Here is a 25,500-nt window from a genome sequence, read left to right as displayed (position 1 = left end):
TTATGCCGGTACAAGAAGTCCGCACTAGGATCAAGACCAACCTGCCCGACCCCGCCGGTGAAGCGCTGCTGGCCGAGATCAGGTCCGCTCTGGGCTTGAAAAGTGTCCGGATGGTACGCACCGCCCGCATTTTCCGGTTTGAGGGCCTCACACCCGCGGAAGCCGATTATTTGGCAAAAAACCTCCTCTGGGAGGAAACCTTTCAGGACTACACCGTCAACCGACCCCTGATCACCGACGCCGACCGCCTGGTGGAAGTGGCTTACCGGCCCGGAGTGATGAATCCGGAGGCCGCTTCCCTGGAGAAAGCGGCCCGCGATCTGGGGCTCCCGCACCTGGAGGCCGCCGATTCCAGTCAGGAATACGCCTTCTACGGGCCGGTCACCCCTGAAGAAATCGAGTTAATTACGAAAAGGCTGCTGGTGAACGCCACCATTCAGCACGTGGTTGCCGTCAAACCGGAGTCGCTGCGGCTCTCCGGCGTCAGCCGGGCGACGGAGATCATTCCCCTGCGCCAAATGAACGATAACCAACTGGTAGAGTTGAGCCGGGACAAGCTTTTTCTGAGCCTGGAGGAGATGCGCCTCATCCAGGATTACTTCCGCCGGGCGGGAAGGGACCCTACGGATTGTGAGGTGGAGATCCTGGCCCAGACCTGGTCGGAGCACTGTGTTCATAAGACCTTCAAAGCCCGGCTCGTGGTGGACGGCCGGGAGAAGAAACCGCTTCTGAAACGCTTGCAGGAGGCCACCACGGACATCAACCACCCGCTCGTCCGTTCCGCCTACGTGGACAACTCCGGCGTGATGGCTTTCTACGAGGGCTGGGCCGTGTGCGGCAAGGTGGAGACCCACAATTCCCCCTCGGCGATTGAGCCGTACGGAGGCGCGGCCACAGGGAGCGGCGGCGTTTTCCGGGACGTGATGGGCACCGGGCAGGGGGCCCGGGTGATCGCTTCCACCGATATGTTCTGCTTTGCTCCGCCCGACACTCCGTGGGAGGAAATTCCGCCCGGCTGCCTGCATCCCCACTACCTGTTGCGGCGGGTGGTGGCCGGGGTGCGGGACTACGGCAACCGCATGGGTATCCCGACCAACAACGGGTCGGTCCACTTTCACCCGGACTTCCGGGCGAAACCCACGGTGATCGTGGGCGCCTACGGCCTTTTACCCGAGGACCGCTGCCGGAAGGGCACGGCCCGAACGGGGGACCTGGTGGTGGTGATCGGCGGACGCACCGGAAGGGACGGCATCCACGGCGCCACCTTTTCCAGTGCGGCGATGACCGAGCGCACCATGGACGTGAATGCGCAGGCGGTGCAGATCGGCCACCCAATTGAGGAAAAGCGCATGAGCGACGCGATCCTGGAAGCGCGGGACCAAAACCTGATCCGGGCGATCACCGACTGCGGCGCGGGTGGTTTCGCGTCGGCGGCGGGGGAAATGGGCGCGGATACCGGGGTGCTGCTCGCCCTCGATCGTGCCCCGCTCAAGTATTCGGGGCTGGCGCCCTGGGAGATTCTGCTGTCGGAGAGCCAGGAGCGCATGGTGGCGGCCGTAGCCCCGGAGAATCTGGAATTGTTTATGGACGTCTGCCGCCGGTTGAATGTCGAAGCCACGCTGATCGGCGAGTTTACCGGAGACCGGCGCTTTCGGGCGACCTTCCACGGAGAGACGGTCCTGGACCTGGAGATGTCTTTCTTGCACGACGGCCTGCCCCAGCGCGTGCTGGAGGCCGCCTGGCAGCCCCCGGAGCACCCGGAACCTGTGCTGGAACCCCCTGCGGACTGGGCCGGGTTGTACGGGAGGGTGATGGAGCACCTTAACGTGTGTTCTAAGGAACCGATCATCAGAATGTACGACCATGGGGTTCAGGGCACCAACGCGCTGCCGCCCCTGGGCGGGGCGGACCTGGATGCCCCCAACGACGCCGTGGTGCTCACCCCGTTGCTGGGCCGGCCTTACGGCCTGGTGATTGCGCACGGCCTGAACCCGGTGCTGAACCTGATCGACCCCTACCATGGGAGCATCTGGGCGGCCGCCGAAGCGGTTTCCAACGCGGTCGCCGCCGGTGCCGATCCGAGCGAGATGACCCTGATCGATAATTTCATCTGGCCCGTGCCGGACAAAGAAATGCTGGGTGCCTTGGACCGGGCGGTGGACGCCTGCGCGGATTTCTCGCGCGCCATGGGAATGCCGTTCATTTCGGGCAAGGACAGCCTGTCCAGCACCTATACCAACGGCGAAGGGCTGACCATCAGGATCCCGCCGGTGTTGTGCGTGTCGGTGATGGGCCGAGTGCCGGACGTGCGGCGGACCGTGTCCACCGACCTGAAGCGGCTCGGAAGCACCCTGGTGCTGGTGGGACGGCGCCGCCCGGAACAGTTGGGCGGCTCGACCTACTACGACCTGCACGGTTTCCTGGGCCGAAGCGTGCCGGAAATCGACCTGGAGACGCTCCGGTCGGTGTTTTGGGCCGTGCACCGGGCGATCCGCCTAGGCGCGGTCGCCGCCTGTCACGATATCAGTGAGGGGGGTCTGGCCGCCGCCGTCGCCGAGATGGCCTTCGGCGGCCGGTGCGGTGTCCGCCTAACCCTGCCCTCCGGCGTGCGCCCCGACTACTTCCTGTTCAACGAAACGGCCGGCTGCTTCGTAGTGGAGCTGGCAACCGGCTGGGAGCCCGGGGAGGTATTTACGGGGGTGCCCTACTTGGAGATCGGGGAAACCACGGCGGACGGTACCATCGCGGCGCGAATTGATGATGATGAAGAAGAACTTTTTGCCGTACCGGTAGCATTCTTAAAGCGCCGGTGGCAGAAACCGATGAAAGAGGTGTTCGGCGCGTGAGACCCCCGGTGTGCATTCTCCGTACCGACGGAACCAACTGTGACGTGGAAACGGCCTACGCCTTTGAGAAGTGCGGCGCCGCCCCCCGGCTGGTGCACGTGAACGAGCTGCGTGACGGGAGCCGGAGACTGGGGGATTACGGAGTCCTGGTGATTCCCGGGGGTTTTTCCTACGGTGACGACGTGCATTCCGGCAAGATCCTGGCGGTCGAGCTGACGTCTTTTCTGCGGGACGCCCTACTCGAGTTTACGGCCCGGGGGCGACCGGTGCTCGGAATCTGCAACGGGTTTCAGGTGCTGGTGCGCACGGGGCTGTTGCCTTACGCCCGGCTGGGCGAGATCTCCGCAACGCTGATGGCCAACGACAGCGGACGGTTTGAATGCCGCTGGGTCCGGATGCGCATTGAGGGCCGGTCGATCTTCACCCGTGGTGCAGAGGGCCGCACGGTGACCTACCAGGTCGCCCACGGGGAGGGCAAGTTCTACACCTCCGAAGCCGTGTTGAAAAGCCTGGAGGACGGCGGCCAGGTGGTGTTCCGTTACGTGGGTCCCGACGGGGCTCTGACCGAAGCGTATCCGGACAACCCGAACGGTTCGGTGAACGCCGTCGCCGGTCTGGCCGACCCGTCCGGGCTGATCCTTGGGTTGATGCCGCACCCGGAAAGATCCGTGGAGCCCACGCAGCACCCGAATTGGCGCCGGGGTGAGGGCGGTGATCCGGACGGCCTGCTGGTTTTCCGGAACGCGGTCCACTATGCCCGAGAGATGTAGAGGAGTGGTGGCGGTGGAAAAGGCAGCGGTATTGGGGGCGGGAAGCTGGGGCACGGCCCTGGCGGTGCACCTCGCCCGTAACGGTCATGCTGTCTCGCTGTGGGCCCGCAGGGCCGGCCTGGCCGAAACCATCGGGGCCGCACGCGAGAACGTGCAGTACCTGCCGGGAGTGAAATTGCCGGAGACGGTGCGGGTAAGCACTCGGCTGGAGGAAGTGCTGGCGGGGAGCACCGTGGTGGTGTTTGCCGTCCCCTCCCACGCCTTCCGCGGGACGTTGGCCGCCGCGCTGGCCCTCCTTCCTGCGGAAGCGGTCGTGATCAACGTGGCCAAGGGGCTGGAGGAGGATTCTCTCCAACGCATGTCCGAGGTCTATCTTCAGGAATCGGGGGCGGCGGATCTTGCCCGGTACGTCACATTCTCCGGACCGAGCCATGCCGAGGAGGTCGGCCGAAACTTGCCCACGGCCGTGGTTGCCTCTTCGCCATTCGCATCTGCCGCGGAATTCGTTCAGGAGTTGTTCATGAGCCCGAGCCTGCGGGTCTATACCAATCCGGACACGGTCGGTGTGGAATTGGGCGGCGCTTTGAAGAATATCATCGCCCTGGGGACAGGCATCGCCGACGGACTGGGGTTCGGGGACAACGCCAAGGCGGCGCTGATGACCCGGGGACTGGCCGAAATCACCCGGCTCGGAGTCAGGCTTGGCGCCAACCCGCTCACTTTTGGCGGGCTGGCCGGGGTGGGTGATCTGATCGTAACCTGTACCAGCCGGCACAGCCGCAACCGGCGGGCCGGGATCGAGATCGGACGGGGCCGGACGCCGGAAGAGGCCCAGGCGGCGGTGCGCATGGTGGTCGAAGGAGTACGCACCACCCGGGCGGCCCACCTGCTGTCCCGCATACACGGGGTGGAAATGCCGATTACCGATCAGATGTACCGGGTGCTGTTCGAGGGCCTTTCCCCGGCGGAAGCAGTAAAACACCTGATGGGCCGGGGACGCACCCGGGAGATTGAGGAAGTGGCCGGATTTGACGTTTGGTGGTCTAGAAAGAGATCCTGAGGAGACCGCCTGCAGGACACCGAGGGCCGGGAAGGGAATGTCTTGCGGGTTACCGGGTCAACAGCCGGCATGGTCTGAATTCATTGCCGCTCCAAGAAAAATACTACGGGATATGTGCTTGACGCTAAGAAGGATGGTGACCAATGCTTGACGTGGTTTTGCACAATATCAGGAGCCGCTCCTCGGTCCGGCGTTTTCAGCCCAAGAGCATCCCCCGGGACCTTCAGCTCCAGATCATCGAGGCGGCCCGGTGGGCTCCGAGCGCCGGGAACCTGCAGCCGTGGCATTTTTACGTGGTGACCACGGCCGACCGGCGCCGGTGTCTGGCCCAGGCCGCGCTGAACCAGGATTTCGTCGCCGCGGCTCCGGTCTGCATAGTGGTCTGCGCCGAGCCGGAACGCTCGGCGAAACACTACCGGGAACGCGGGCGTAGACTGTACTGCCTGCAGGACACGGCGGCGGCGACGCAGAACATCCTGCTGGCGGCGGCGGCGGCCGGGTTGGGCAGTTGTTGGGTCGGCGCCTTTGACGAGAAACGGGTGGCCGACTGCCTGGGCCTACCGCCGGGCATGGTCCCGGTGGCCCTGGTGCCCCTCGGTTACCCGGAACAGGAACCGGTGAGCCGCACCAAAAGGCGGGAAATCAAGGAAATCGCCACCTTTCTCTAGGCTGGTGGTGACCGGAGGAGGAACGGGTTGTGCTTTTTGATATTCTGACGCCCGCCAGGGTGCTGTTCGGTCCGGGCAGCACCTACCGTCTGGGCGAAGAAACGGCCGCGCTGGGCAGGAAGGCGCTTTTGGTCACGGGGCGGGAAAGCCTGAAAAAGACGGGGAACATCGAACGGGTTACCCAGCCGTTGGCGGTCTCCGGGATCGAAGTGATCAGCTTTGCGGAGGTGCCGCCGGAGCCGGCGGTGGACGTGGTGGAAGCCGGACGGCGCCGGGTCCGGGACGAAGGCTGCACGGTGGTGATCGGTGCGGGCGGGGGCAGTGCGCTGGACGCGGCCAAAATGATCGCCGGGCTGGCGCACACGGACGGCCCGGCCCGGGACTATCTGAACGGCCGGGAGGTTTCGGCCCCCGGTCTTCCCTTTATCGCCGTGCCGACCACGGCCGGCAGCGGCTCGGAACTAACCAGAACGGCGGTACTCGTCGATCCGGAAACCGGGCGGAAGCAGAGTGTACGCTCGGACTACTGGATGGCCCGCACGGTCGTCGCCGACCCCATTCTGACCATGTCCATGCCGCGGAGCCTGACCGCGCAAACCGGGATGGACGCGTTCACCCACGCCGTTGAAGCCTACACCTCCCGTTGGGCCACCCCGTATACGAACGCCCTGAGCCGGGAGGCCGTGCGCCTCATCGCGCAGAACTTCTATACGGCCTGCCATCATCCCGGACGCCGCGACGCCCGGGAAAGTATGCTACTGGGCAGCGGGCTGGCCGGAATGGCGCTCAACACGGCGCGGGCCGGCGCGGTGCACGCCCTGGCGCATCCCGTCGGCGTCCGTTACGGTCTGGGACACGGAGTGGTGTGCGGGGTGCTTTTGCCCTACGTGGTGGAATTCAACATGGCGGTGGTGGAGGACAAGTACGCCCAACTGGCGCGGACAATCGGCGTAGCTCAGGCGGACGCTTCGGATTCCGAAGCGGCCGGACGCTTCCACCACTTCGTGGTGCGCCTGGCGGCCCGGCTGGAGTTTCCGGAAAAGCTCGGCTCTCTTGGCCTGACCCGGGAGGATATCCCCGAACTGGTTGAAGCGGCGCTGGGCAGTGCTTCCCTGGCGGCAAACCCGCGCAAGGCGACCCACGCCGACCTGACCGCCATTCTGGAACGTAACCTTTAAGCCGGCTGACAGGAGCGATTGCCGCGGCCGGTGCCGGGCCTACTGGGAGCAAGGCCTGAATTCGCCGGCCCGGACACCGGGCAGGAGGGATGCAGTTGATACCGCTTCGCGACACAATCCGGGCCCGTCGTTTTCCAATCGTCACCGTTTCCATCATCGTGGTAAACCTGGCGATCTTTCTGTTCTCCATCACGCTCTCTCCCGGGGAACTGCAGCGGTTCGTAACTGCTTTCGGCATCGTACCCGCCCTGCAGGTTCAGATGTTCCTGCAGGCCCCCCTGGCCCTTGACACCTGGATTCCGATGGCGACATCCATGTTCCTCCACGGCGGGTGGCTGCACGTGCTGGGGAATATGCTCTACCTGTGGGTGTTCGGGGACAACATCGAGGACGTTCTGGGGCGGGGGCGGTTCCTGCTGTTTTACCTCTTGGCCGGTTTCGCGGGAGGACTGGCCCACATCGTGAGCGCTCCCGGCTCGCTGATCCCGACTATCGGGGCATCCGGCGCGGTGGCCGGGGTGCTGGGGGCGTACTTCATCACTTTTCCGGGTTCCCGGATCCTGGCCCTGGTTCCGATCCTGTTTTTTATCACTTTCGTGGAAGTCCCGGCGGTGCTGTTCCTGTTTCTGTGGATCGGTTTCCAACTCCTGTACGGGCTTTTGGCCATCACCGGCCCAGCCAACATGGTCGCGTGGTGGGCGCACGTGGGTGGCTTCGCGGCCGGGATGCTGCTGATGAAGATAATACCGGCTGCCAATAGGTTTCACCGGAGAACCCGGTAATCCGCTTCGATGGTACGGCCGTTCCAGGAGCCGGTCCGCTCGTTCCCGCCGCCCTCGTAGTGCCTGAAGATGCGGTTGCCGACTGCGCGGGCGAAGAAAAAACTAATGCCGCCGGCCACAGCCACCCCGAAAAGGGGGATGACCCGGCCCAGGACTGACCGCTGGCTGGCCCGCAAACCCATGAAGATCAACGGCCGGTGCATTCCGGTGGCGGCCATCTGGGCGGACAGGTGCTGGGCGGTGATCCGGGCCGCCTTTTTCCCCACCGACTGCACTCCGGCCGCCATGCCGAAGACCCAGAGGGCTTCCTTCTGCACTTCGATCGAATTGGGGTCGCGGTCGTAAACAATGGACATTTCCAGTACCAGGCGGTAGAGGAGGGCGCCCAACACCATTACGTCAACCATCACCCCGGAGAGGATCGCAATCAGCGTGCCAAATCCCGGGACGATGGCCGGCAGGGCCGTCAGCGCCCCGACCGCGCCGCAGGTTACGGCCTTGTCGGTGATCAGTTTTTGAGCCAGTTGCCGCCGGTCATCCTCGGGATGCAGGCGGCGCATCATTTCCACCCTTTCCCGGGCGGCTCTGGTCCACCGGTACCGGAGGGCGTCGGAAAACATCATCGGCAAAACACACTCCCACGCAATATCATATCACGGACCGGCCGCACAAAAAAGGACGCACAACGCGCCCTTTTTTTGAGGTGGTGGACCTCGCTTTTGCGCGGCGGTTCAGGTGGGGGGTTTCAGTATCTGATGTCGGTGGCCCAGTTCCAGCCGTTGTTGTTGTCCCAGTTGTCCGCGGCGTCTTTGAAGCAGAAATTGCATTCTCTCTGGCCCTGCATCGGAATCGAACAGGCAAATGAACCATCCGGTTCACGCCGCATTTCGGTGACGGAACTGTTATGCCAACCGTCAAAGCCGTAATGAATGAAGACCCGGTCGGCACCGCATTTCTGGAGCAACCCCTCGTAGCGGATGGTCGCATGGTGGTCCTTCAGGCTGGGGGAGGGGATTACGTCAACGCGATTATCCAAAAAGTTTCGGCCTTGGGCTACGTACATTTGTGTCAACCTCCTGCAAAATTCTTGACTTCTTCACATAATAGAATTTGCACGGAGGTCCAAAACATAAGTAGTATTTCGTGCATCGTAAACCAGGATATACCTGTGCGGGTTCGAGAAAAATTTCAGGAAAAACGTCACAAGTCTTGACAGATCAGCAATAAGCTAATAAGCTTATATTTAAGAATGGTGAACGTGAGAGCGTTCACGATAGGTGGTGATCGGTCGTGGGTGAAGTGATTTATCTCTTCCCGGCTCCCGGCGCGCAGAAGGCCCGGCCCTCGCTGTGCCTGAACTACCGGCCACTGGGTTACCAGCAGAAGAGCTGGATATACGGGGTCGCCCCTGCGGTATGCGGCACATGCACCGGGTACCTGCCCGACCAGGGGCGCTGCGGAAAGCTTCCGTTTCGCAAGGAATGCGTTTGTTCCGGCTGCGGCGGGTTCAGCTTGGATCGCCCCGGAGCAACTTGTGAGGAGTGCGGCCGGAGCCTGACGGCGATCGCCGCGCCAAGTGATTGGTAACTTTAAGTTGCAGGCCAGACCCCCCTGATCATATACTGACGGCCGGGTTGGGGCAGACCGGCCCCAAGGTTGCCGGGAGTCATTCCCGGTTTTCTTTCTCTCGGGGGGGGTGACCCGGGTCTGACCGCCGGGGCGGCGAGGAGGTTTCGCCATCCCGGTGGGTTCCCCCCCGGGGCGAGTTTACTCCGGCGGTACCCGTACAGGAAATAGATCAGGATGCCGGCGCTCATCCAGGCCGCGAACTGGACCCAGGACGAGGACGGCAGATTCACGATGAGGTAAGCCGAAGCCGCGATCGCCAGGAGGGGGGTCCACGGAAAGCCGGGTGCTTTGAAGGTGCGCGGCAGGTCCGGCCTGGTCCGCCGGAGCACCAGTACCCCGACGGAGGTGATGACGAAGACGGCCAGCGTGCCGATATTGGCAACTTGCGCGATGACGTGAATCGGCAGCAAACCCGCGGTGAGCATCACGACCGCGCCCACCGTCAGCACGCTGATGTAGGGGGTCCGGAAGCGGGTATGAACCCGGGAAAACACTTCCGGGATCAGCCCGTCCCGCGACATCGCGAAGAAGATCCGGCTCTGGGCGTAAACGGTCACCAAAAGCACGCTGGTGATACCGGCCAGAGCGCCGACGGCCACCACCGACCCGGCCATCGGTATTCCCGCGCGCATCAGGGCGGTGGCCACTGGTGAGGCGGTGTTCAACTGGGTATAGGGTACGAGTCCGGTTAGAATGACGGTCACGGCGATATAGAGGACAGTGGCGATCAGGAGCGAGCCGATGATTCCCAGGGGTAGATCGCGCTGGGGTTTTCTGCTTTCCTCGGCCGCGGTGGCTACCGCATCGAAACCGATATACGCAAAGAAGATAATCGCCGCGCCCTGGACGATCCCCAGGAGACCGAACGGCAAAAAGGGGCTCCAGTTCGCCGGGTCGATAAACTGTGCGCCTACCGCGATAAAAAGCACGATGACCGCCAGCTTGATCAACACCGCGATCTTGGTGAGCGTTTTGGTCTGGTGGGTCCCCCGGACCGTCAACACGGTGACCAGCAGGGCGACGGCCATCGCCGGAAGGTTCAGAATGCCGCCGGCCGCGGGGGGATTGACCAGGACGGCCGGCAAGAGCACATCCACCGAGCGCAAAAACTCGACCACGTACGCACCCCACCCGATAGCCACCGCGCCGCCGGCGACCATGTACCCCAGGATCAGGCTCCAGCCGACGGTCCAGGCGACAAACTCACCCAGGACGGCATAGGTGTACGTGTACGCGCTTCCGGCCACCGGAATGGTCGAGGCCAGTTCGGCGTATACCAGGGCGGCCAGCCCGGCGGCGATACCGGCGAGGATGAAGGAGAACACCAGCCCGGGTCCAGCGAACTGAGAGGCGGCCACGCCGGTCATGACGAAAATGCCGGTCCCGATGATCGCCCCGACACCCAATGCCACCAAATCGACGGGCCCGAGGTTCTTTTTGAGGCCGGTTTTTTTCTGCTGCTCTGCGAAAAGAGTGGTCAGCGGCACGGTCCGCCAGAGGCTCCAGTTTTGTGACATTCGGTTCGTTCCCTCAAAATTCCGGCGGGAATCCGGTAAGTTCAGCCTGGGCTTATTATGAACAGGCCGCAGACAGAGTATCCGGCGCCGGGCCGCACCGCATAAGGCCCGTCCCGCCTATGGAATACTAAACTCGCGGAATTCAGCCAACGGAGAGCGGAGCAGGAAAATCTTGAATGATTATCGAATCTTCTCGGTTGGAGGTGGCGGCCATGAAAATCAAATGGCTGGGACATGCGTGTTTCCTGATCACAACCACCGGGGGAATCCGGATCGTGACCGACCCGTTCAATGAGGAGGTCGGGTACCCGCTGCCCCATGTGGAGGCCGATATCATCACGGTGAGCCACCAGCATTTCGACCACAGCGCCGTATCGGTGGTCGGGGGCCGGCCCCAGGTCGTCGAAGGGCCCGGCGAGCACCGGCTGGAAGGGGTTTCAGTGCGCGGCGTGTCCACTTTCCACGACAAGGAAGAGGGCCGGAAGCGGGGAACGAACACTGTGTTTGTGATCGCCGTGGACGGCCTGAACGTATGTCACCTGGGCGACCTGGGGCACCTCTTGAGCCCCGAGCAGGTGAGCCTGATCGGCCCCGTGGACGTTCTTTTGATTCCGGTAGGCGGCACCTACACCATCGACGCCTGGGAGGCCGCCGAAACGGTGGCGGCCCTGCGGCCGCGGGTCGTCATCCCGATGCACTACAAGACCGACTACATTAACTTCCCCATCACCGGTGTTGATGAATTTACGGGGAATTTCAAACAGGTGGCGCACCGCGAATTCTTTGAGGCGACCGGTGATACCGGCCTCGGCGAAGACCAGGTGGTGGTGCTGGCCTTCGCCGGGGGGAAGACCGGCGCATGAGGGCCCGGGTCGGGGACCTGACCATGTTTGAGGCGGACGTCCTGGTCAACGCCGCTAACGGACTGGGCATCATGGGCGGCGGGGTGGCCGGCGCCCTCAGACGTCGCGGCGGGGTGGAGATCGAAGAGGAAGCCGTCCGGGTGTGCCGGGAGACGAAGCCGCAGACCGGCCAGGTGTACGTGACCGGCGCCGGCAGGCTTCCGGCGCGGTTCGTTTACCACGCGGTGACGATGCTGCACCCGGCGGAGCGGTCCTCGCCCGAAATCGTGGAGCAGTGCCTGTACTCCGTTTTGCTCAAGGCCCGCGAGCAGGGCGTGCGGTTCATCGGCATTCCCGCCCTGGGCACGGGCGTGGGACGGGTGCCGAAAATCGAGGTGGCCGGGAAGTATCTCTTGGTGTTGGCTCCGGTCGACGATCTGGATATCACCGTTTTGGATATCGACCGGGAATTCGTCAAGTTTGTGAACGATGGCCTGGGGGCGGCCCGGACCCGGTTTTAGGTCGATCGCCAGAGCTTGCAGAAGGTGCAGACCTCAACCGTGGTCGGCATTCCGCACACCGCGCAGGGTCCCAGCGCCGGTGCGGCCTGACCCCCGACCTGGAAAACGGAGGCCGTCTTTACGTATCCTTCGTAGAAAGAGCGCTTCGTCCCGGGTGACTGGTGTTCCACCGCCGCCAGGAGTTCTTTGTAGCGCTTGAACTTGGCCTCTCTGGAGTACGGACAGGTGGCGGTCACCATCCGGATGTCCCGCACCGCGGCGTAGGTCGCGATTTCCTTCTCCGAAAGCAGGGCCAGTGGTTTGATCTTGCGGCAGAAACCGCCTTCCGGAGGCAGGGACGGCAGCCCCTTGGCCAGGTAGCGCCGGTCCCAGCGCATGAGGTTCGCGAACAGGGCGGCGGACAAATCGTCCAGGTTGTGGCCGGTCGCCAGGGCATCTAGACCCTGCTCAACCGCTCGAGCGTTCATCACGTGCCGTTTGGTCATCCCGCAAATGGAGCAGAAACGGTTAAACCGCCGGCCGACGTCCTTGATGCTCCGGCCGAAGCGCTCCTTCAAGCTGTAAATTTCCAGGGGCAGCCCGCGGGCCGTGAAAAACTCCCGGCATAAAGCGGTAGACTCACTGGAAAAGCCGTTGTCGTCGATCCCCAGGTCGACATGCACGCCCCGGACGGCGTAGCCCAAGCGATCGAGGACGTCCGCCACCGTCAGGGAGTCCTTGCCGCCGGACACAGCGACCAGAACCCGCTCACCCGGCTGCAGCATTTGGTAGCGGCGTATCGTTTTCTCGACCTGGCGCAGGAAGAACTGATCCAGGTGCTCGGCACAGAAATTGGCGTTGTGGGCCGGAAAACCGGCCAGGGCCGGTCCCCGACAGACTTTGCATTTCATCCGGAATCACCTCCAGGGTGTACGTCGCTTGATTATAACCCCGGGCGGATGAAGCGGTCAAATCTGTGCAGATACGGCGTGATCTGAGAGGAGGGGATCTTCGTGTCACAGGTCAGGGCGGAAGTGGCGATTACCGGGAAGGTGCAGGGCGTGTACTTCCGGGCAGCCATGCTGGAGGAGGCGGAAAAGCGCGGGGTGACCGGCTGGGTGCGAAACCGTTCCGACGGCACCGTGGAGGGGGTCCTTGAAGGGAGCCGCCTTGCGGTGCAGGAGGTACTCGACTGGTGCCGCCAGGGTCCGCCGGGGGCGGTGGTCAAACAGGTGGAGATCAACTGGCAGACTCCGTCGGGCAAGTATTCCGGCTTTGAGATCCGCGAAACCATATGACCGCACGCCCGCGGATTGTGGTCGACACGAATATTGTGATGGGCGGCCTTATCAACCCCCGTCGGTCCTCATCCGGTCGGGTGGTGGGCCTGTGGCTCGAAGACCGGGTGGAGGTGCTCGTCAGCCCGGAAATCCGGGGCGAGTACCTGGACATCGCCTCCAAGATGAGATTCGGGCGGCGCGAGGCCGTTGAGGAACGCGAACAAAAGCTGAAGCGCCTTCTGGCCAACGCCCGCACCGTGGAGCCCGGGATCCGTCTCGACTGTGTGCCCGGAGACCCGGCCGATAACCGGTTCCTGGAGTGCGCCGTCGCGGGCCGAGCCGACTGCATCCTGACCCAGGACCGGCACCTCCTCACCCTGGCCGAGTTCCAGGGGGTGCGGATCTTAACAGCCGGCGATTTCATCCGCGAATACGGGCAAGGAGAGGGGTCTTGAATCCGCAGTGATGCAGAAGCGGTACTACTCCTTCAGCCGGTTCTTGAAGGAGCGGTTCGGGGGCCGGGTATACAAGATCCCGCTGGATGCCGGTTTCACCTGTCCCAACCGGGACGGAACCGTCGGCCGGGACGGGTGCACGTTCTGTCACAACCCCAGCTTCGGCCTGTTCGCAGACCAGGCCCTTCCTCTGGAGGATCAGTTGACGGCGGCAAGTGCCCGCCTGCGCCGTCGCCACCCGGGGCCGTTGCGTTTTCTCGCTTATCTGCAGAACTATACGGGAACCTACGGACCCCTGGACCGGCTGAAAGCGGTCTACGGCGCCGCCGTTGCCCATCCGGACGTGGTGGGGCTGGCGATCGGCACCCGGCCGGACTGCGTACCGGACCCGGTGCTGGATTTGATTGGATCCTACGCCGCGCGGTGGCACGTCTGGCTGGAGTACGGCCTGCAGTCGATTCACAACCGCACCCTCGAACGAATCAACCGGGGGCACACCGCCGGGCAATTCCTGGACGCCGTCGCCCGGGCCCGGGGACGGGGCATCTTCGTCTGTGCTCACGTCATCCTCGGCCTTCCCGGCGAAACACCCGAAGACACGGTCGAGACCGCGCGCGCCCTCACGCAGGCCGGCGTGGACGGGGTTAAGGTTCATCACCTCCAGGTGATCCGGGGCACCCCTCTGGAAGCCGAGTGGCGCTCGGGACGAGTGGATGTGTTGTCACCAGCCGAGTACGTGCGCTGGGCCGCCGACTTCCTGGAGCACCTGGACGCCGGGATCACCATTCACCGGCTGGTGGGCGAGGTTTTGAACGGTGAACTCCTGCTGGCGCCGCGGTGGAACGTGGACAAGACCAAGATTCTGGACTGGATCGACCAGGAACTGGAGCGGAGGGGCACCGTGCAGGGTTCCCGTGCCGCCCCTGAATAGCTGCCTTCGCGGAGAGCTAGCTGTCACGCTTGTCCACCTACCGGTTCCTGACCCTGGAGTCGGCGATCGTCATCCTGATCACCCTGGAGATCGTCATCTGGCTGGCCACGCTTTGAGCGGGAAGTGCAATGAGTGGAAAAAAGGGGGGGGCACAAGTTTTTGAAGATCACCGTGCTGATTGAAAACTCGGTAGCGAGAACAATGGACATCGTCGGGGAACACGGTCTGGGCTTGTGGGTGGAGACCCCCGGACACCGTTTCCTTTATGACACCGGCCAGACCGGGGCCCTGGTCCGCAACGCGCAGGTGCTGGGTGTGCCCTTGAAGGAGGCCGACGCGGTGGTTTTGAGCCACGGGCACTACGACCACACCGGCGGACTGCGGGAGGTGCTCAAGGCGATCGGGCGTCCCGTGCCCGTATACGCTCATCCCGACCTTTTCAGCCCGCACCGGGTGTCCGACCCCGAGCGCTACGTGGGTGTTCCCTTTGCGCGTGCCGAAATTGAGGCCTGCGGGGCCGATTTCCGCTGGGTGGATAGAGCGACCGAGATCTTCCCGCGGGTCTGGGCCGGCGGCGCCGTACCCCGGACAAACGCCTTCGAGCGCGGGGACCCGCGCATGTATGTCGTTGAACAGGGACAGCGGGTGCCGGACCCCCTGGCGGACGACTTGAGCCTCTACCTGAGCACCGACACCGGCCTGGTCATCCTTACCGGCTGTGCGCACGCGGGGCTCATGAACATTGTCGAGCACGCCCGGACCGTTACCGGACAGGAACGGGTACGGGCGGTTATCGGCGGCACCCACCTGGGTCCGGCGGCACCGGAGCAGCGGGAAGAGACAGTCCGGTTCCTGAAAGACCTGGGCCTGGAGCTTCTGGCAGCCGGCCACTGCACCGGGCAGGCCGTGGCGGCGCGCCTGTCCGCCGAGTTCGGCCCGCGGTTTTCCTTCGGCGGCACCGGACTGACCTATGAGTTTTAAGCCATGAAAAACAAGCACGTCGCACGCATTCTGCAGAACATCGGCGACATCCTGGAGATCCGGGGGGAAAACCCTTTCCGGGTACGGGCCTACCGGAGAGCGGCCCATAGCATCGAGGCGCTGGGGGTAGACCTGGCCGAACTCCGCCGTGCGGACCGGCTTACGGATATCCCGGGCGTGGGCCGGGATCTGGCCGGCAAAATTACGGAGATACTGGACACCGGGACGTGTGCATACTACGACCGGCTGATCCGGGAAATCCCCGCCGGAATTGTCCAGTTGCTCACCGTGCCGGGCATCGGTCCGCGCACGGCCAGAATCCTGTACGAAGAGCTGCAGATCAGCGGGCTGGACGAACTGGAGCGCCTCGGCCGGGCAGGGCGCCTGGCCGAGCTGCGCGGCCTGGGTGAAAAGACCCAGAACAAGATCCTGAGCGGGCTGGAACTGGTACGTCGCGGCCGGGAGCGGCTCCCCCTGGGCCGCGTGTATCCGTTCGCATCCGCCCTGGTGGAGACCATCCGGGCCGGAGGGGCCCCGGTGGAGAGGATATCGGTGGCCGGCAGCATCCGGCGGTTCCAGGACACCGTGAAAGATGTTGACATCGTGGCCGCTTCCGGAAAGCCGGAGGCGGTAATCCGGTTCTTCACCAGGCTGGGCTTTTGGACCGAAATTCTGGAGGAAGGGAGCACCCGCGCCGCCGCGCGCACCGAGGAGGGGCTCCGGGTCGATTTGCGGGTGGTCGATCCGGCGGTGTACGGGGCGGCCCTGTGCTATCTGACCGGCTCCAAGGCTCACAACATCCGCATGCGCCAGCTGGCGGCGCAAAAAGGCCTGAAGCTTAACGAGTACGGCGTGTTCCGGGACGACCGGTGCATCGCCGGCGCCGAGGAGGACGACGTGTTCGCCGCCCTGGAACTGCCGTTTATTCCTCCGGAACTCCGGGAGGACCACGGTGAAATCGAGGCCGCTCTGGAGGGCACCCTGCCCCGCCTGGTGGAGAAAAAGGACCTCCGGGGGGACTTTCACGTCCATTCCGTCTACTCCGACGGCGCGGGCACCCTGGAAGATATCGCCGCCGAAGCGCTGCGGCTCGGTCTGGAGTGGGTGGGGGTGTGCGACCACTCGCACTCCCTGAAGATCGCCCGGGGGCTTTCGATCCGCGATCTCCGTCAGAAGATCGCCGCCGTCCGCGCCTTCAACCAGCAGAGTACCGGGGTGAAACTGCTGGCCGGCGCGGAGGTGGAGATCGACGCGCACGGGCGGCTCGACTACCCCGACGAGGTGCTTGCTGAATTGGATCTGGTGCTCGTCGGAGTGCACACCGGCTTCGGCCAGGACCGGGAGACGATGACCGCCCGGATCGTCGCGGCACTGCAACACCCGGCAGTGCACGTGCTGGCCCACCCGACCGGGCGGCTGCTGGGGGAACGCGCCCCCTACCAGGTCGACATGGACCGGGTGATCGCGGCGGCCGCCCGGGCCAGCACAGCCCTGGAAATCAACGCCTATCCGAAACGGCTGGATCTGGATGACATCCACGCCAGGCAAGCCGCAAGGAAGGGGGCGAAAATGGCGCTCGGCAGCGACGCCCACCTGGTGGAACAGATCGGATTTCTGGAACTGGGCGTGGGCGTAGCCCGGCGGGCCTGGCTGGGACCGGTGGACGTACTGAACACGTTGGGCTGGGCAGAGCTCGGGACCGCTCTGGGTAAAGGAAAATTTCGCTTGTTAAATGGTTAGACTTTGGATAGCATAGAGTTTTAGGAAATGTACGAAGAGGAGTGAGGCGCTTGGCGGAAAGGATCAAGACGGCGTTGGAGAAAGCGATGGAAAGGATCGCCGATATCAATGTCTCCACTGAAGAACTCGAACGGGAGGAGCACCGGGCCAACGGCAAGTCGGCGGCCGCCCGGTTCCTCGCGGAGCGCAATTTCGACTTGGAAGCGGCGCTGGCGGAATATAAGGAAAGCGGCCGTCCGTATTTCCGGGAGGGTGCCGCCCAGATCCTGATTGAGAGCCTGCACCCGCCGGTCAACGAGTCCACGGCGGAGGCCAACCGGCGGGCGATGGAGGGAATCGGGCTCCTGAAACGCGACCGGGAGACCGTGCAGCAGATTTTCAGCGAGATGGAGTATCTGTTTGACTACTACCAGCAGGCATTGCGCCAGGCACAGCTGAACCTCCGCGAGGCATTTGAGCGCCGGGCGGGAGAGACACAGCGCTTGATCGAGGAACAGACGGGGGTCCGAATGCGCGTGAACCCGGAGAACTCACCCCAGTTTCGCGAGGAGTGGCTGCGGACTATAAACCGAATCGACACACAGTATGAGGAGTTCCTGAGAGAACATAAAACGCGGCTGGCGGCCTGCGAATAAATAGACAAAGACCGCCGCCGTCGACGAGGAGCCGTTTATAGATATGTTAAAGAACATACGCCGTTACCTGCTGACCGGGATTATGGTCTTGCTGCCGTTAGCTGCGACCCTCTACCTGCTATGGAGTATCTTTATCTTTATCGACCGGATTGTGGGTAGTGTCATCTTGTTTGTAATCGGCCGGCACCTTCCGGGAGCCGGATTCCTGATCACCCTGGTCGTTGTTTTCCTGGCCGGGTTGCTGGCCACCAACTTGGTGGGCCGGAAACTAATTGAATTCTGGGAAGCGATCCTGCTCCGGATCCCGCTGGCCAATTGGATCTACAAAGTCGTCAGGCAGATCGTGAATTCGGTCAGCCGCCAGGACCAGCGTGTCTTTCGGGAGGTGGTCCTGGTGGAGTTCCCGCGCCGGGAGAGTTGGGTGGTCGGCTTCGTGGTCGGAGAGGCCGACCCCCATATCTTTGGCAAGGTCGGGGAAGACCCGGTTAAGCTGTTTATGCCGACGGTGCCCAATCCCACCTCGGGCTATCTGCTCGTTGTGCCTCGCAAAGACACGGTTCCCTTGCCGATCTCGGTGGAAGACGGTTTCAAGATGGTGCTGTCCGCCGGGATCGTGGTGCCCAATCACAACAGCAATAACAACAATCACAAGCCCGTACAGGGACGCAACGGCTAGCAGCCCGTGCGCACCCGGTTCCGCCGGGGAGGCATCGCCCCAAAAACCGTTTACAGCGCCCGGCAAACCTGTTATACTTCTAAACAGCGAGCGGCTGAAGCCGTCCAAGGGTGTATCCGGTACCAAATCTAAAAACATGGACCAAAACCACGGAGGTTTGGACCCTGCAGGAGCATCTCCGTGGTTTTTCTGTTATCAAACACTATTTTTCAAGGAGGAGGCAGCGGAATGGCGGAAAACAAAAGATTGGGGCGGCGGGTTTGGCTGTTGTTGGCTGTGGCAGTGTTGCTGACGGTATTCACGCTTACGGGGTGCGGGGAAGAAAGGGCACCGGCCGGCGGTGGTCCGGAACTACTCAAAGTGGTAACCACCACCAGCCTGATCGCGGACATCGTAGAGGGGGTGGGTGCCGACAAGGTGACGGTGGCAAATATCATCCCGCCGGCGTCCTGCCCGGGTCATTTTGACGTGAAGCCCGCGGACATGCAGGTACTCGCAAATGCGAGGATCTTCTTTGTGCACGCCTGGCAGGGTGAGCTCTTCACCGACGACCTGATCCGCTCGGCGCGCAACGAAGAACTCCAAAAGGTGGTTCTGGCGATTCAGGGTAACTGGATGACGCCGCCCGTCCGGAGCGAGGCCATTGAACAAATTGCCGCGGCACTGGCCAAGGTTGACCCGGACAACGCGGGCTTCTACGCGGAGAACGCCGCCGCACTGCAGGAGGAAACGGCCGCGGTCGGCAGCGCGATGAAAAGCCGGTTAGAGGCAGCCGGGGCAACCGGGGTGAAGGTGCTGGTGAGCGAGATGCAGACCGGGTTTTTGCGGTGGGCCGGCCTTGATGTGGTGGCCGCGTTCGGACGGCCCGAGGACACGAGCCCCCGGCAGTTGGAGGAACTCTTGGCACTGGGCCGGCAGGCCGGAGTAACCCTGGTGGTGGACAATCTCCAGAGCGGTCACGAGGCCGGCAAGAGTATCGCCCGGGAACTCGGGGCCGCGCACGTAACGCTGTCGAACTTCCCCGGCGGTTTTCCGGATACCGCCACCTGGGCGCTGGCCATCGAGAGGAACGTGGAACTCCTGCTTGGAGCCATTGCAGAGTGACGGGCGTAGACACCGGAATACTTGGAAGGGTTGCGGTCCGTCAGGAGGTATAGCGTTGACGGTGATCAGTCTCCGTAACGTCACCGTTTCCTACCTGGAAGACGTGGCCCTGCGCGGGGTTTCTGTGGACATTGGGGCGGGCGAAATGGTGGGCATCGTCGGGCCGAACGGGGCCGGGAAGACCACCATCCTCACCGTGGTGAACGGTCTGGGCCGCCTCTTGTCCGGGGAGGCCGTGGTTTTGGGTTGCCGCATGCGCGCCGGGCGGGGCGGGCGCGACTTCCGGTTGAGCAACGCCGCCCGGCGGATGCGCACCGGCGTCGGTTACGTCGCCCAAGGGCACAATGTCGACCCGCGCCTGCCGGTGACCGTGCGCGAGGCCGTGATGATCGGGCGGTACGGGCGCCTGGGTTTCTGGCGCCGCCCGGGCCGGGCTGACCGGGCGCTGGTCGAGGAGTTGCTGGCGCTGGTGGGCATGGCGCGCCTCGCCGACCGGCCCTTCGGACACCTGTCGGGCGGGGAGCAGCAGCGTACCGCCATCGCCCGCGCGCTCGCCCAGGAGCCCCGGGTGCTCCTGCTGGACGAACCGACCGCCTCCCTGGATTGGCGTTCCCGGCAGGAAATCCTCGACCTGGTCGCCGATGTGCACCGGCGCCGCGGGCTGACCACCTTGCTGGTCAGCCACGATCCGCGGGAGACCTTTCACCGTTGCGACCGGGTGCTGCTGCTCCGGCGGGGGACCATTTTCGCCTCCGGCCCCCCGGAGGAGGCGCTCTCCGACGACAACATCCGGGAGGTATACGGGATCAGCCCGCTGTGCTGCCACGGGCACGGGCATATGGAGGTGGGCATCACTGACCGTTTTGGCCTATGACTTCATGCAGTATGCCCTGCTAGCCGGTTTGCTGGGCGGCATTGCCTGCTCTTTGGTGGGCGTGCTGGTGGTGAGCATGCATCTTTCCTTCATCGGGGTGTGCATCTCCCACGCCGCTTTCGCCGGGGCGATCATCGCGGTTTTTCTGGGGCTGAATCCGATGCACGGCGCGTTTCTCTTCAGCTTGCTGGCGGCGGGGGCCATCGGCCCCTTGGCCGACCGTGGGGATTTCAACCCGGACACTTCGCTGGGCATCGTGTTTTCCTTGATGCTCGGGTTATCGTTTCTCTTTCTCGGACTCATGCCCGGGCCGAAAACCCAGGCCCTGGGGCTGATGTGGGGGAGTATTCTGACGGTGAGGCCGGAGCACTTGGCGGTGCTGGCCGTGGTGGCCCTGCTGGTTCTGGGGACGGTCGTCCTTTTCTTCAAGGAGGTGCAGGCGGTGATCTTTAACCGGGAGATCGCCCTGGCCGTGGGGCTGCCGGCCACCTGGATCTTTTACTGTCTGCTGCTCCTCACCGGTCTCACCGTTACCGCGTCCCTGCAGCCGATCGGCGGCCTGTTGATTTTCAGCCTGATCCTCAATCCGGCGGCCGCGGCCTACCAGCTCACCTACAGCCTCCGAAACCTGTTCCTTTTGGCTGCCTGCTTCGGGGTGCTGTCCTGCTGGGTGGGACTGGCCCTGGCCTACCTGTTCAACCTGCCGAGCGGGGCGTCCATTGTTGTGTTTTCCACCCTGCTCTTCCTGGTTGCAAGCGCAGTGTCACCGAAGCGCCGCGTGAAGCAGTTGACCGAAACGGAGGGGGCATAGATGCGAAGGGAATTCTTCAACAACTTGGCGGACAGGTGGGATGACCTGGTTCCGCCGGGCGCCGCTTCCAAGTTGGCCGAGATCGTGGCCGGGTCCGGTCTGCGAAAAGGCGCACACGTGCTGGACGTGGGCTGCGGCACCGGACTCCTGGTACCGTTCCTGCTGGAGAGGGCGGGCGAGAGGGGGACCGTCACCGGGGTAGACTTCGCCGCCGCGATGGTGCAACGCGCCGGAGCCAAGGCGTTTGGGCCGAACGTCCGGTTTGTTGAGGCCGACGTGGCTGCCCTGCCTTTTGAACCGGGGACATTCGATGCGGTTTTCTGCAACAACGTGTTGCCACACCTTCCCGACAAGCCGGGTGCACTGCAGGAACTGAACCGGGTGCTCAAGCCGGGAGGCCTCTTGGTGATCTGCCACACGGAGAGCCGGGAGGCGGTGAACCGGATGCACCGGCACATCGGCGGTCCGGTAGGCGCGGACCTGCTGCCCACGGTGGAAGAACTGAGACAGATGCTTCAGGATGCCGGCTACAGCGTCCTCGACCTGGTGGACGGCGCGGACCGCTTTGTGGTGCGGGCGGTCAAACCGGGAACAACCGCCCCCGAAAAGGTGCGAATGTACTGCTCCGATGTAAGGCGACCCGGCTGAGTGCCTAGCGCGCTTGCACACGCACCCCGTCTTTCACTTCGGCCCCCGGGTGCACGATGACCGATTCCCCGGTTTTGAGATCCCCGGTGACCTCCGTCAACTCCGCCGCGCGCCGGCCGGGAGTCACCGCGGTTTTCACGGCGCGCCCGTCCCGGACGACGAAGAGAAAGGTGGCGCCGTCCTGCCGGAAGAGGGCGGTTTCGGGCACCACGGTTTCGCCGGGGGCTTCGTCGACGATGATCTCGACGTTTACCTGGAAGCCGGGTTTCAGTTCCCGGGCGCCCTCAACGACCTCGATTTCCACCCGGGCCTTGGACTCTTTCACACCGAGCGCCGATACCGTAACCGTACCGGAGGGGACCACCCGGGTGACCCTGCCGGAAGCGACGGGGGCCCCACCGGCCAGATGCCTGATGCGCACCGTCTGGCCGGCCGCGACCAGCCCGGCGTCCCGCGGTTCGATTTCGGCGACGACCCGAAGGATTTCGGGGTCGCCGACCACGAAGAGAGGCGCTCCCGGAGCGACCACCGCGCCCGGCTCAACCATCCGCTCCAGTATCACGCCCGCGGAGGCGGCAGTCACCCGGGCCTGGCGTAGCTGCCGCTCCGCCTGCCGCTCGGCCGTGCGGGCGGCGTCCAGGCGGGCGGCCACGGTGTCCAGGGCCAGTTTTCCGGCTTCGGCCCGCGCCAGGTTCAGCGCGGCCGCCTCCCGCGCCCGGCGTGCCGCCTCCAGTTCGGCGTCGGGAATCACCTGCTGGGCGTGCAGGAACTCGGCCCGCTCCAGGTTGGTCCCGGCCTGTTCCAATTCTAGGGCGGCAAGCTCCAGGGCCACCCGGTTCTGTTCGGCCAGCTCAGCCTGCTGCGCCTCTAGAGTCCGCCTTTCGGCCGCAGCCAACGCCAACCGGTCCTGCAGGGCGGCGGTGTCGAAGACGGCCAGCAGGTCGCCCGGCGCCACCCGGTCCCCCGCCGCCACGGGCACGGCCACGAGCTTCCCGCCCGCCTCGGCGTAAACGCGGTCGGGAGCGGCGGCCTCCACGTCGCCGGTGCCCCTGACCGTAACCGTCAGATCGGTCGCGACCGCCGCAGCCGTTCGGACCGCCACCGGTTGGAGCGCGGAGACCAGATAGCCGCCGCCCGCCAACAGTCCCACAATGACGATTCCCAGTCCGACTTTGATTTTCCTGGACAGCATTATAAGATAACCCCCTATTCCCGGTGTTTCGAGGCTTCGGCCAGATTGATGCGGTTTGTGCTCCGGATCGGCGGGCACTGGGCCAGCGCCACCGCCGCGACGACGGCCAGCACGGAAAACACGATCGTGGCCGGGTAGATAACCAACCGGATGGTCATCAGGTCGCTGGAAAAGGCGGCGGCAAACCAGGCGGCCCAGGCGTAGCCTACGGCGACGCCCAGGACCAGGCCGGGGACAGCGGGCAGCAGACCCTCGGCGGCGATCAGCACGCCGGTACCCTTCCGGCTCATGCCCTGCATGCGGAAACTCACCAGTTCACGCGTGCGTTCCAACGTGGTGATGGAGGACATGCTGTACACGATGGCGCCCGCCAGAAGCATGCTGAAAAGCAGCGCCACGGCCAGGAAGGCGTACATCAGGTCCAGATTCTTCAACGCCTCCTCGCGCGCATCGGCGATGCTTTGCACTCCGCTGACGAACGGGCGGTCCCGGGCACGTTCGCGGAGCGTTTCCAGGCTGGTGCCGGGATTAGTGGTCACCAGCGCCGCGGAGATAGGCGTGCCCGGTCCTAGCACAAAACGGGCCTCCTCTAGCGGCAGAAAGCCGCCGACGCCCAGCATTGTCTCGACCGTGCCGGCGACCGTGACTTCACGGCTGGGCAGCCCGGCGACCATTGGTTCCAGGGTGACGGTGTCCCCTTCCTTCAGGTCCAGTATTTGCATCAAGTTCGAAGACAGGAGTATCCCGCCGCGGGACGGGGCGACCAGGTTGTTCTGCTCATCCCGCAACTGGAAAAGGCGACCGTCCTCCGGCAGGCCGGTGAGGGGGCCTTCGTACTGCAGGCGCCCGTTGCGGTAGCGCACCGCTCCCTCCACCAGGGCTTGGGCCTCGCGCACCTCGGGCCAGAGGGCCACCTCGGTCACAGCGTCCCAACCGGTCGGCCCGGTGAAGTTGATGCGGGCCTCATAGCCCACCATATCGCCGAAGTAGCGGTTGAGCATGTCGTCAAACAGGTCATAGAAGGAACCGGATAGCACCAGCAAGCCCAACGCCACGCCCACGCCGGTGGCCGAGAAGTTGAACCGCCAGGGATTGCGGGTGATGTTCCGAATCGGAAACTTCCAGAGGGCTGGCAGCCGGTCCATGAAACTGAACCAGCGTTCGCCCCAGAAGCGGCGGCCCGGCGGGGGAGCGGGGGCGCGCATGGCCTCCACCGGGTGGATGGAAGCGGCCGCCCGGGCCGAGAAAAAGGAGGCGACGAGGCAGGTGCCGACGCCCAGGGTCACGGCAAACAGTTGCACGTCCCAGTGGAACCCGCTCACCAGGTAGGGGATGTTGAAGTAAAAGGCGTACTGATTGGTCAAGCCGACCGACATCCAGTAGCCGAGGAGCGTCCCGGCCACCGAACCAGTGCCCCCGACGGCCAGGGCGAATCCCAGGTAGTAGCCCATGATGTGCGCCCGGGTGTATCCCAGCGCCCGGAGGAGCCCGATATGGGAGCGCTGCTGCCGGACGATCCGCGCCAGGAGCACCAGAATGACCATCACGGCGGCACCCAGAAACACGACGGGCAGCATCACCGACCAGGTTGAAAGCTGGTCCATCTCGCTCTGAAGCATACGGTAGCTGAACTGGTCTTCGCGCGCGACCAGAGTCCGGTAGCCGTAACCGGAAGTCAGTTCACGCAGGGCCTGTTCGACCGCGTCCGCGTCCGCTTCCGGATCGGTGGTCACGGCAAGTTCGTTGATCTGGCCGCCGCTGCCCAGGACTTCAGCCGCCGTGTCGCGGGTCACGAACATAATCGCGAACGAATGGATCGACGAAAAGAACTGGTTCAGGTCGGGGGCGGCGAAAAGGTACTCCGGGCTCAAGATTAGGCCCCGGATCACCAGTTCCTGGCGCAGGCCCCCAACGATGACGTGCACCGGGTCGCCCGGTTCCAGTTGGTGATGCGTGGCGAAGTCGCTGGAAATGAGGACGCCGCGACGGTCGTCGGGGTCCAGAAGGCGGCCGCGGACCAAGTGCAGGTCGTTCACCGGGTCCTCGCCGGGGCCGGGCAGGGAGATGATCCGGGCCCGCATTTTGTCGGGGGCGCCCGGGAGGTCCAGGGAGACGTCGTCCACGTACCGCCCGCTGACCAGGCGCACACCCTCGATGGCGCGGGCTGCCTCGGTCAGGCCGGCGGGGGCGGCGGTGAAGTGCACGGTGTAGTCGGCCAAGCGCAGCCGGTGGAAGCTGTTTTCCGCGGAGTCCCGCAGGTTGACCAGCGCCAGGTACATGGAGGAGAACATGGCGATGCCCAGCATCACCAACAGCGCAATAGCGAAGAACTGTCCCTTGAAGGTAGCGATGTCCCGGAGCAGTTTGCGCAACAGCATGAC

Annotated in this window: 26 protein-coding genes; 20 read left to right on the top strand and 6 right to left on the bottom strand. The window is 64.2% G+C overall.

Annotation, left to right across the window (positions count from 1 at the left end):
• Positions 1-2: 2 nt before the first annotated feature.
• The 6 genes from purL (at position 3) to DAUD_RS05880 (ending at position 7,304) form a co-directional block, all read left to right on the top strand.
• Positions 3-2,846, top strand: a complete 2,844-nt coding sequence (purL, locus tag DAUD_RS05905; RefSeq protein WP_012302267.1) for a phosphoribosylformylglycinamidine synthase subunit PurL — start codon at positions 3-5, stop codon at positions 2,844-2,846.
• Complete coding sequence (gene purQ / locus DAUD_RS05900) at positions 2,843-3,616, top strand: phosphoribosylformylglycinamidine synthase I (RefSeq protein ID WP_012302266.1); 774 nt, start codon at positions 2,843-2,845, stop codon at positions 3,614-3,616. The genes purL and purQ overlap by 4 nt, the downstream gene beginning before the upstream one ends.
• Complete coding sequence (locus DAUD_RS05895) at positions 3,600-4,676, top strand: NAD(P)H-dependent glycerol-3-phosphate dehydrogenase (protein ID WP_464227074.1); 1,077 nt, start codon at positions 3,600-3,602, stop codon at positions 4,674-4,676. The genes purQ and DAUD_RS05895 overlap by 17 nt, the downstream gene beginning before the upstream one ends.
• 143 nt (positions 4,677-4,819) lie before the next feature.
• Positions 4,820-5,344, top strand: a complete 525-nt coding sequence (locus DAUD_RS05890; RefSeq protein ID WP_012302264.1) for a nitroreductase family protein — start codon at positions 4,820-4,822, stop codon at positions 5,342-5,344.
• Between the two features lie 29 nt (positions 5,345-5,373).
• Positions 5,374-6,522: an iron-containing alcohol dehydrogenase family protein gene (locus DAUD_RS05885; protein ID WP_012302263.1), complete on the top strand. Its 1,149-nt coding sequence runs from the start codon at positions 5,374-5,376 to the stop codon at positions 6,520-6,522.
• An 89-nt stretch (positions 6,523-6,611) separates the two neighbouring features.
• Positions 6,612-7,304, top strand: coding sequence for a rhomboid family intramembrane serine protease (locus DAUD_RS05880; RefSeq protein WP_320408577.1), 693 nt, complete (start codon positions 6,612-6,614; stop codon positions 7,302-7,304).
• On the opposite strand, the gene DAUD_RS05875 is transcribed toward DAUD_RS05880, so the two are convergent.
• On the bottom strand, positions 7,286-7,933 hold the full coding sequence (locus DAUD_RS05875) for a hypothetical protein (protein ID WP_166485129.1): 648 nt from the start codon (positions 7,931-7,933) through the stop codon (positions 7,286-7,288). The genes DAUD_RS05880 and DAUD_RS05875 overlap by 19 nt on opposite strands.
• Positions 7,934-8,049: 116 nt before the next feature.
• Positions 8,050-8,367, bottom strand: a complete 318-nt coding sequence (locus DAUD_RS05870) for a carbohydrate-binding protein (protein ID WP_012302260.1) — start codon at positions 8,365-8,367, stop codon at positions 8,050-8,052.
• A 227-nt stretch (positions 8,368-8,594) separates the two neighbouring features.
• On the opposite strand from DAUD_RS05870, the gene DAUD_RS05865 reads away from it, so the two are divergent.
• Positions 8,595-8,891 (top strand): hypothetical protein, encoded by a 297-nt coding sequence (locus DAUD_RS05865; protein ID WP_041570848.1) that lies wholly within the window; start codon positions 8,595-8,597, stop codon positions 8,889-8,891.
• Positions 8,892-8,893: 2 nt separating this feature from the next.
• Here the strand turns inward: DAUD_RS05865 and DAUD_RS05860 are convergent, their stop codons facing one another.
• Positions 8,894-10,450, bottom strand: coding sequence for an amino acid permease (locus DAUD_RS05860; protein ID WP_012302259.1), 1,557 nt, complete (start codon positions 10,448-10,450; stop codon positions 8,894-8,896).
• A 212-nt stretch (positions 10,451-10,662) separates the two neighbouring features.
• Between DAUD_RS05860 and DAUD_RS05855 the strand changes: the two genes are divergently transcribed.
• Complete coding sequence (locus tag DAUD_RS05855; RefSeq protein WP_041571196.1) at positions 10,663-11,313, top strand: MBL fold metallo-hydrolase; 651 nt, start codon at positions 10,663-10,665, stop codon at positions 11,311-11,313.
• Complete coding sequence (locus DAUD_RS05850) at positions 11,310-11,813, top strand: macro domain-containing protein (protein WP_012302257.1); 504 nt, start codon at positions 11,310-11,312, stop codon at positions 11,811-11,813. Before DAUD_RS05855 ends, DAUD_RS05850 begins: the two co-directional genes overlap by 4 nt.
• Here the strand turns inward: DAUD_RS05850 and DAUD_RS05845 are convergent.
• Positions 11,810-12,703 carry a TIGR00269 family protein gene (locus DAUD_RS05845; protein ID WP_012302256.1) on the bottom strand — a complete coding sequence of 298 codons (894 nt, stop codon included), beginning with the start codon at positions 12,701-12,703 and terminating at the stop codon, positions 11,810-11,812. The genes DAUD_RS05850 and DAUD_RS05845 overlap by 4 nt on opposite strands.
• Before the next feature lie 102 nt (positions 12,704-12,805).
• Here DAUD_RS05845 and DAUD_RS05840 point away from each other — a divergent pair, with 102 nt between their 5' ends.
• The 11 genes from DAUD_RS05840 to DAUD_RS05790 all read left to right on the top strand — a co-directional run bounded on the left by DAUD_RS05840 (position 12,806) and on the right by DAUD_RS05790 (position 21,927).
• On the top strand, positions 12,806-13,090 hold the full coding sequence (locus DAUD_RS05840) for an acylphosphatase (protein WP_012302255.1): 285 nt from the start codon (positions 12,806-12,808) through the stop codon (positions 13,088-13,090).
• On the top strand, positions 13,087-13,527 hold the full coding sequence (locus DAUD_RS05835) for a putative toxin-antitoxin system toxin component, PIN family (RefSeq protein ID WP_012302254.1): 441 nt from the start codon (positions 13,087-13,089) through the stop codon (positions 13,525-13,527). Before DAUD_RS05840 ends, DAUD_RS05835 begins: the two co-directional genes overlap by 4 nt.
• Positions 13,528-13,537: 10 nt before the next feature.
• Positions 13,538-14,458, top strand: a complete 921-nt coding sequence (gene mnmL, locus DAUD_RS05830; protein WP_242647909.1) for a tRNA modification radical SAM protein MnmL/YtqA — start codon at positions 13,538-13,540, stop codon at positions 14,456-14,458.
• Positions 14,459-14,590: 132 nt separating this feature from the next.
• Positions 14,591-15,439: an MBL fold metallo-hydrolase gene (locus DAUD_RS05825; RefSeq protein WP_012302252.1), complete on the top strand. Its 849-nt coding sequence runs from the start codon at positions 14,591-14,593 to the stop codon at positions 15,437-15,439.
• A 3-nt stretch (positions 15,440-15,442) separates the two neighbouring features.
• Positions 15,443-17,179 carry a DNA polymerase/3'-5' exonuclease PolX gene (gene polX / locus DAUD_RS05820; protein WP_012302251.1) on the top strand — a complete coding sequence of 579 codons (1,737 nt, stop codon included), beginning with the start codon at positions 15,443-15,445 and terminating at the stop codon, positions 17,177-17,179.
• 50 nt (positions 17,180-17,229) lie between these two features.
• Positions 17,230-17,814, top strand: coding sequence for a hypothetical protein (locus tag DAUD_RS05815; protein ID WP_012302250.1), 585 nt, complete (start codon positions 17,230-17,232; stop codon positions 17,812-17,814).
• A gap of 43 nt (positions 17,815-17,857) precedes the next feature.
• A complete protein-coding gene (locus DAUD_RS05810; protein WP_012302249.1) occupies positions 17,858-18,490 on the top strand; it encodes a DUF502 domain-containing protein in 633 nt (210 codons plus the stop codon).
• A gap of 228 nt (positions 18,491-18,718) precedes the next feature.
• Positions 18,719-19,594 (top strand): metal ABC transporter substrate-binding protein, encoded by an 876-nt coding sequence (locus tag DAUD_RS05805; protein WP_012302248.1) that lies wholly within the window; start codon positions 18,719-18,721, stop codon positions 19,592-19,594.
• A gap of 61 nt (positions 19,595-19,655) precedes the next feature.
• Positions 19,656-20,468 carry a metal ABC transporter ATP-binding protein gene (locus DAUD_RS05800; RefSeq protein WP_166485229.1) on the top strand — a complete coding sequence of 271 codons (813 nt, stop codon included), beginning with the start codon at positions 19,656-19,658 and terminating at the stop codon, positions 20,466-20,468.
• On the top strand, positions 20,458-21,279 hold the full coding sequence (locus tag DAUD_RS05795; protein ID WP_012302246.1) for a metal ABC transporter permease: 822 nt from the start codon (positions 20,458-20,460) through the stop codon (positions 21,277-21,279). Before DAUD_RS05800 ends, DAUD_RS05795 begins: the two co-directional genes overlap by 11 nt.
• Positions 21,280-21,927, top strand: coding sequence for a class I SAM-dependent methyltransferase (locus DAUD_RS05790; protein WP_012302245.1), 648 nt, complete (start codon positions 21,280-21,282; stop codon positions 21,925-21,927).
• 4 nt (positions 21,928-21,931) lie between these two features.
• Here the strand turns inward: DAUD_RS05790 and DAUD_RS05785 are convergent, their stop codons facing one another.
• A complete protein-coding gene (locus DAUD_RS05785) occupies positions 21,932-23,119 on the bottom strand; it encodes an efflux RND transporter periplasmic adaptor subunit (RefSeq protein WP_012302244.1) in 1,188 nt (395 codons plus the stop codon).
• A 14-nt stretch (positions 23,120-23,133) separates the two neighbouring features.
• Positions 23,134-25,497, bottom strand: a complete 2,364-nt coding sequence (locus tag DAUD_RS05780) for an ABC transporter permease (RefSeq protein ID WP_012302243.1) — start codon at positions 25,495-25,497, stop codon at positions 23,134-23,136.
• Positions 25,498-25,500: the final 3 nt, after the last annotated feature.

Source organism: Candidatus Desulforudis audaxviator MP104C (genome assembly GCF_000018425.1).
GTDB lineage: Bacteria > Bacillota > Desulfotomaculia > Desulfotomaculales > Desulforudaceae > Desulforudis > Desulforudis audaxviator.
This window is presented reverse-complemented; position numbering and strand designations above follow the sequence as displayed.

Coding starts and splice junctions, on each gene's coding strand:
- DAUD_RS05780 (WP_012302243.1), bottom strand. CDS start 25,497: ATGCTGTTGCGCAAACTGCTCCGGGACATCGCTACCTTCAAGGGACAG.
- DAUD_RS05855 (WP_041571196.1), top strand. CDS start 10,663: ATGAAAATCAAATGGCTGGGACATGCGTGTTTCCTGATCACAACCACC.
- purL (WP_012302267.1), top strand. CDS start 3: ATGCCGGTACAAGAAGTCCGCACTAGGATCAAGACCAACCTGCCCGAC.
- DAUD_RS05835 (WP_012302254.1), top strand. CDS start 13,087: ATGACCGCACGCCCGCGGATTGTGGTCGACACGAATATTGTGATGGGC.
- DAUD_RS05890 (WP_012302264.1), top strand. CDS start 4,820: ATGCTTGACGTGGTTTTGCACAATATCAGGAGCCGCTCCTCGGTCCGG.
- DAUD_RS05845 (WP_012302256.1), bottom strand. CDS start 12,703: ATGAAATGCAAAGTCTGTCGGGGACCGGCCCTGGCCGGTTTTCCGGCC.
- DAUD_RS05870 (WP_012302260.1), bottom strand. CDS start 8,367: ATGTACGTAGCCCAAGGCCGAAACTTTTTGGATAATCGCGTTGACGTA.
- DAUD_RS05810 (WP_012302249.1), top strand. CDS start 17,858: ATGTTAAAGAACATACGCCGTTACCTGCTGACCGGGATTATGGTCTTG.
- mnmL (WP_242647909.1), top strand. CDS start 13,538: ATGCAGAAGCGGTACTACTCCTTCAGCCGGTTCTTGAAGGAGCGGTTC.
- DAUD_RS05805 (WP_012302248.1), top strand. CDS start 18,719: ATGGCGGAAAACAAAAGATTGGGGCGGCGGGTTTGGCTGTTGTTGGCT.
- DAUD_RS05880 (WP_320408577.1), top strand. CDS start 6,612: ATGCAGTTGATACCGCTTCGCGACACAATCCGGGCCCGTCGTTTTCCA.
- DAUD_RS05895 (WP_464227074.1), top strand. CDS start 3,600: ATGCCCGAGAGATGTAGAGGAGTGGTGGCGGTGGAAAAGGCAGCGGTA.
- DAUD_RS05790 (WP_012302245.1), top strand. CDS start 21,280: ATGCGAAGGGAATTCTTCAACAACTTGGCGGACAGGTGGGATGACCTG.
- polX (WP_012302251.1), top strand. CDS start 15,443: ATGAAAAACAAGCACGTCGCACGCATTCTGCAGAACATCGGCGACATC.
- DAUD_RS05785 (WP_012302244.1), bottom strand. CDS start 23,119: ATGCTGTCCAGGAAAATCAAAGTCGGACTGGGAATCGTCATTGTGGGA.
- DAUD_RS05860 (WP_012302259.1), bottom strand. CDS start 10,450: ATGTCACAAAACTGGAGCCTCTGGCGGACCGTGCCGCTGACCACTCTT.
- DAUD_RS05850 (WP_012302257.1), top strand. CDS start 11,310: ATGAGGGCCCGGGTCGGGGACCTGACCATGTTTGAGGCGGACGTCCTG.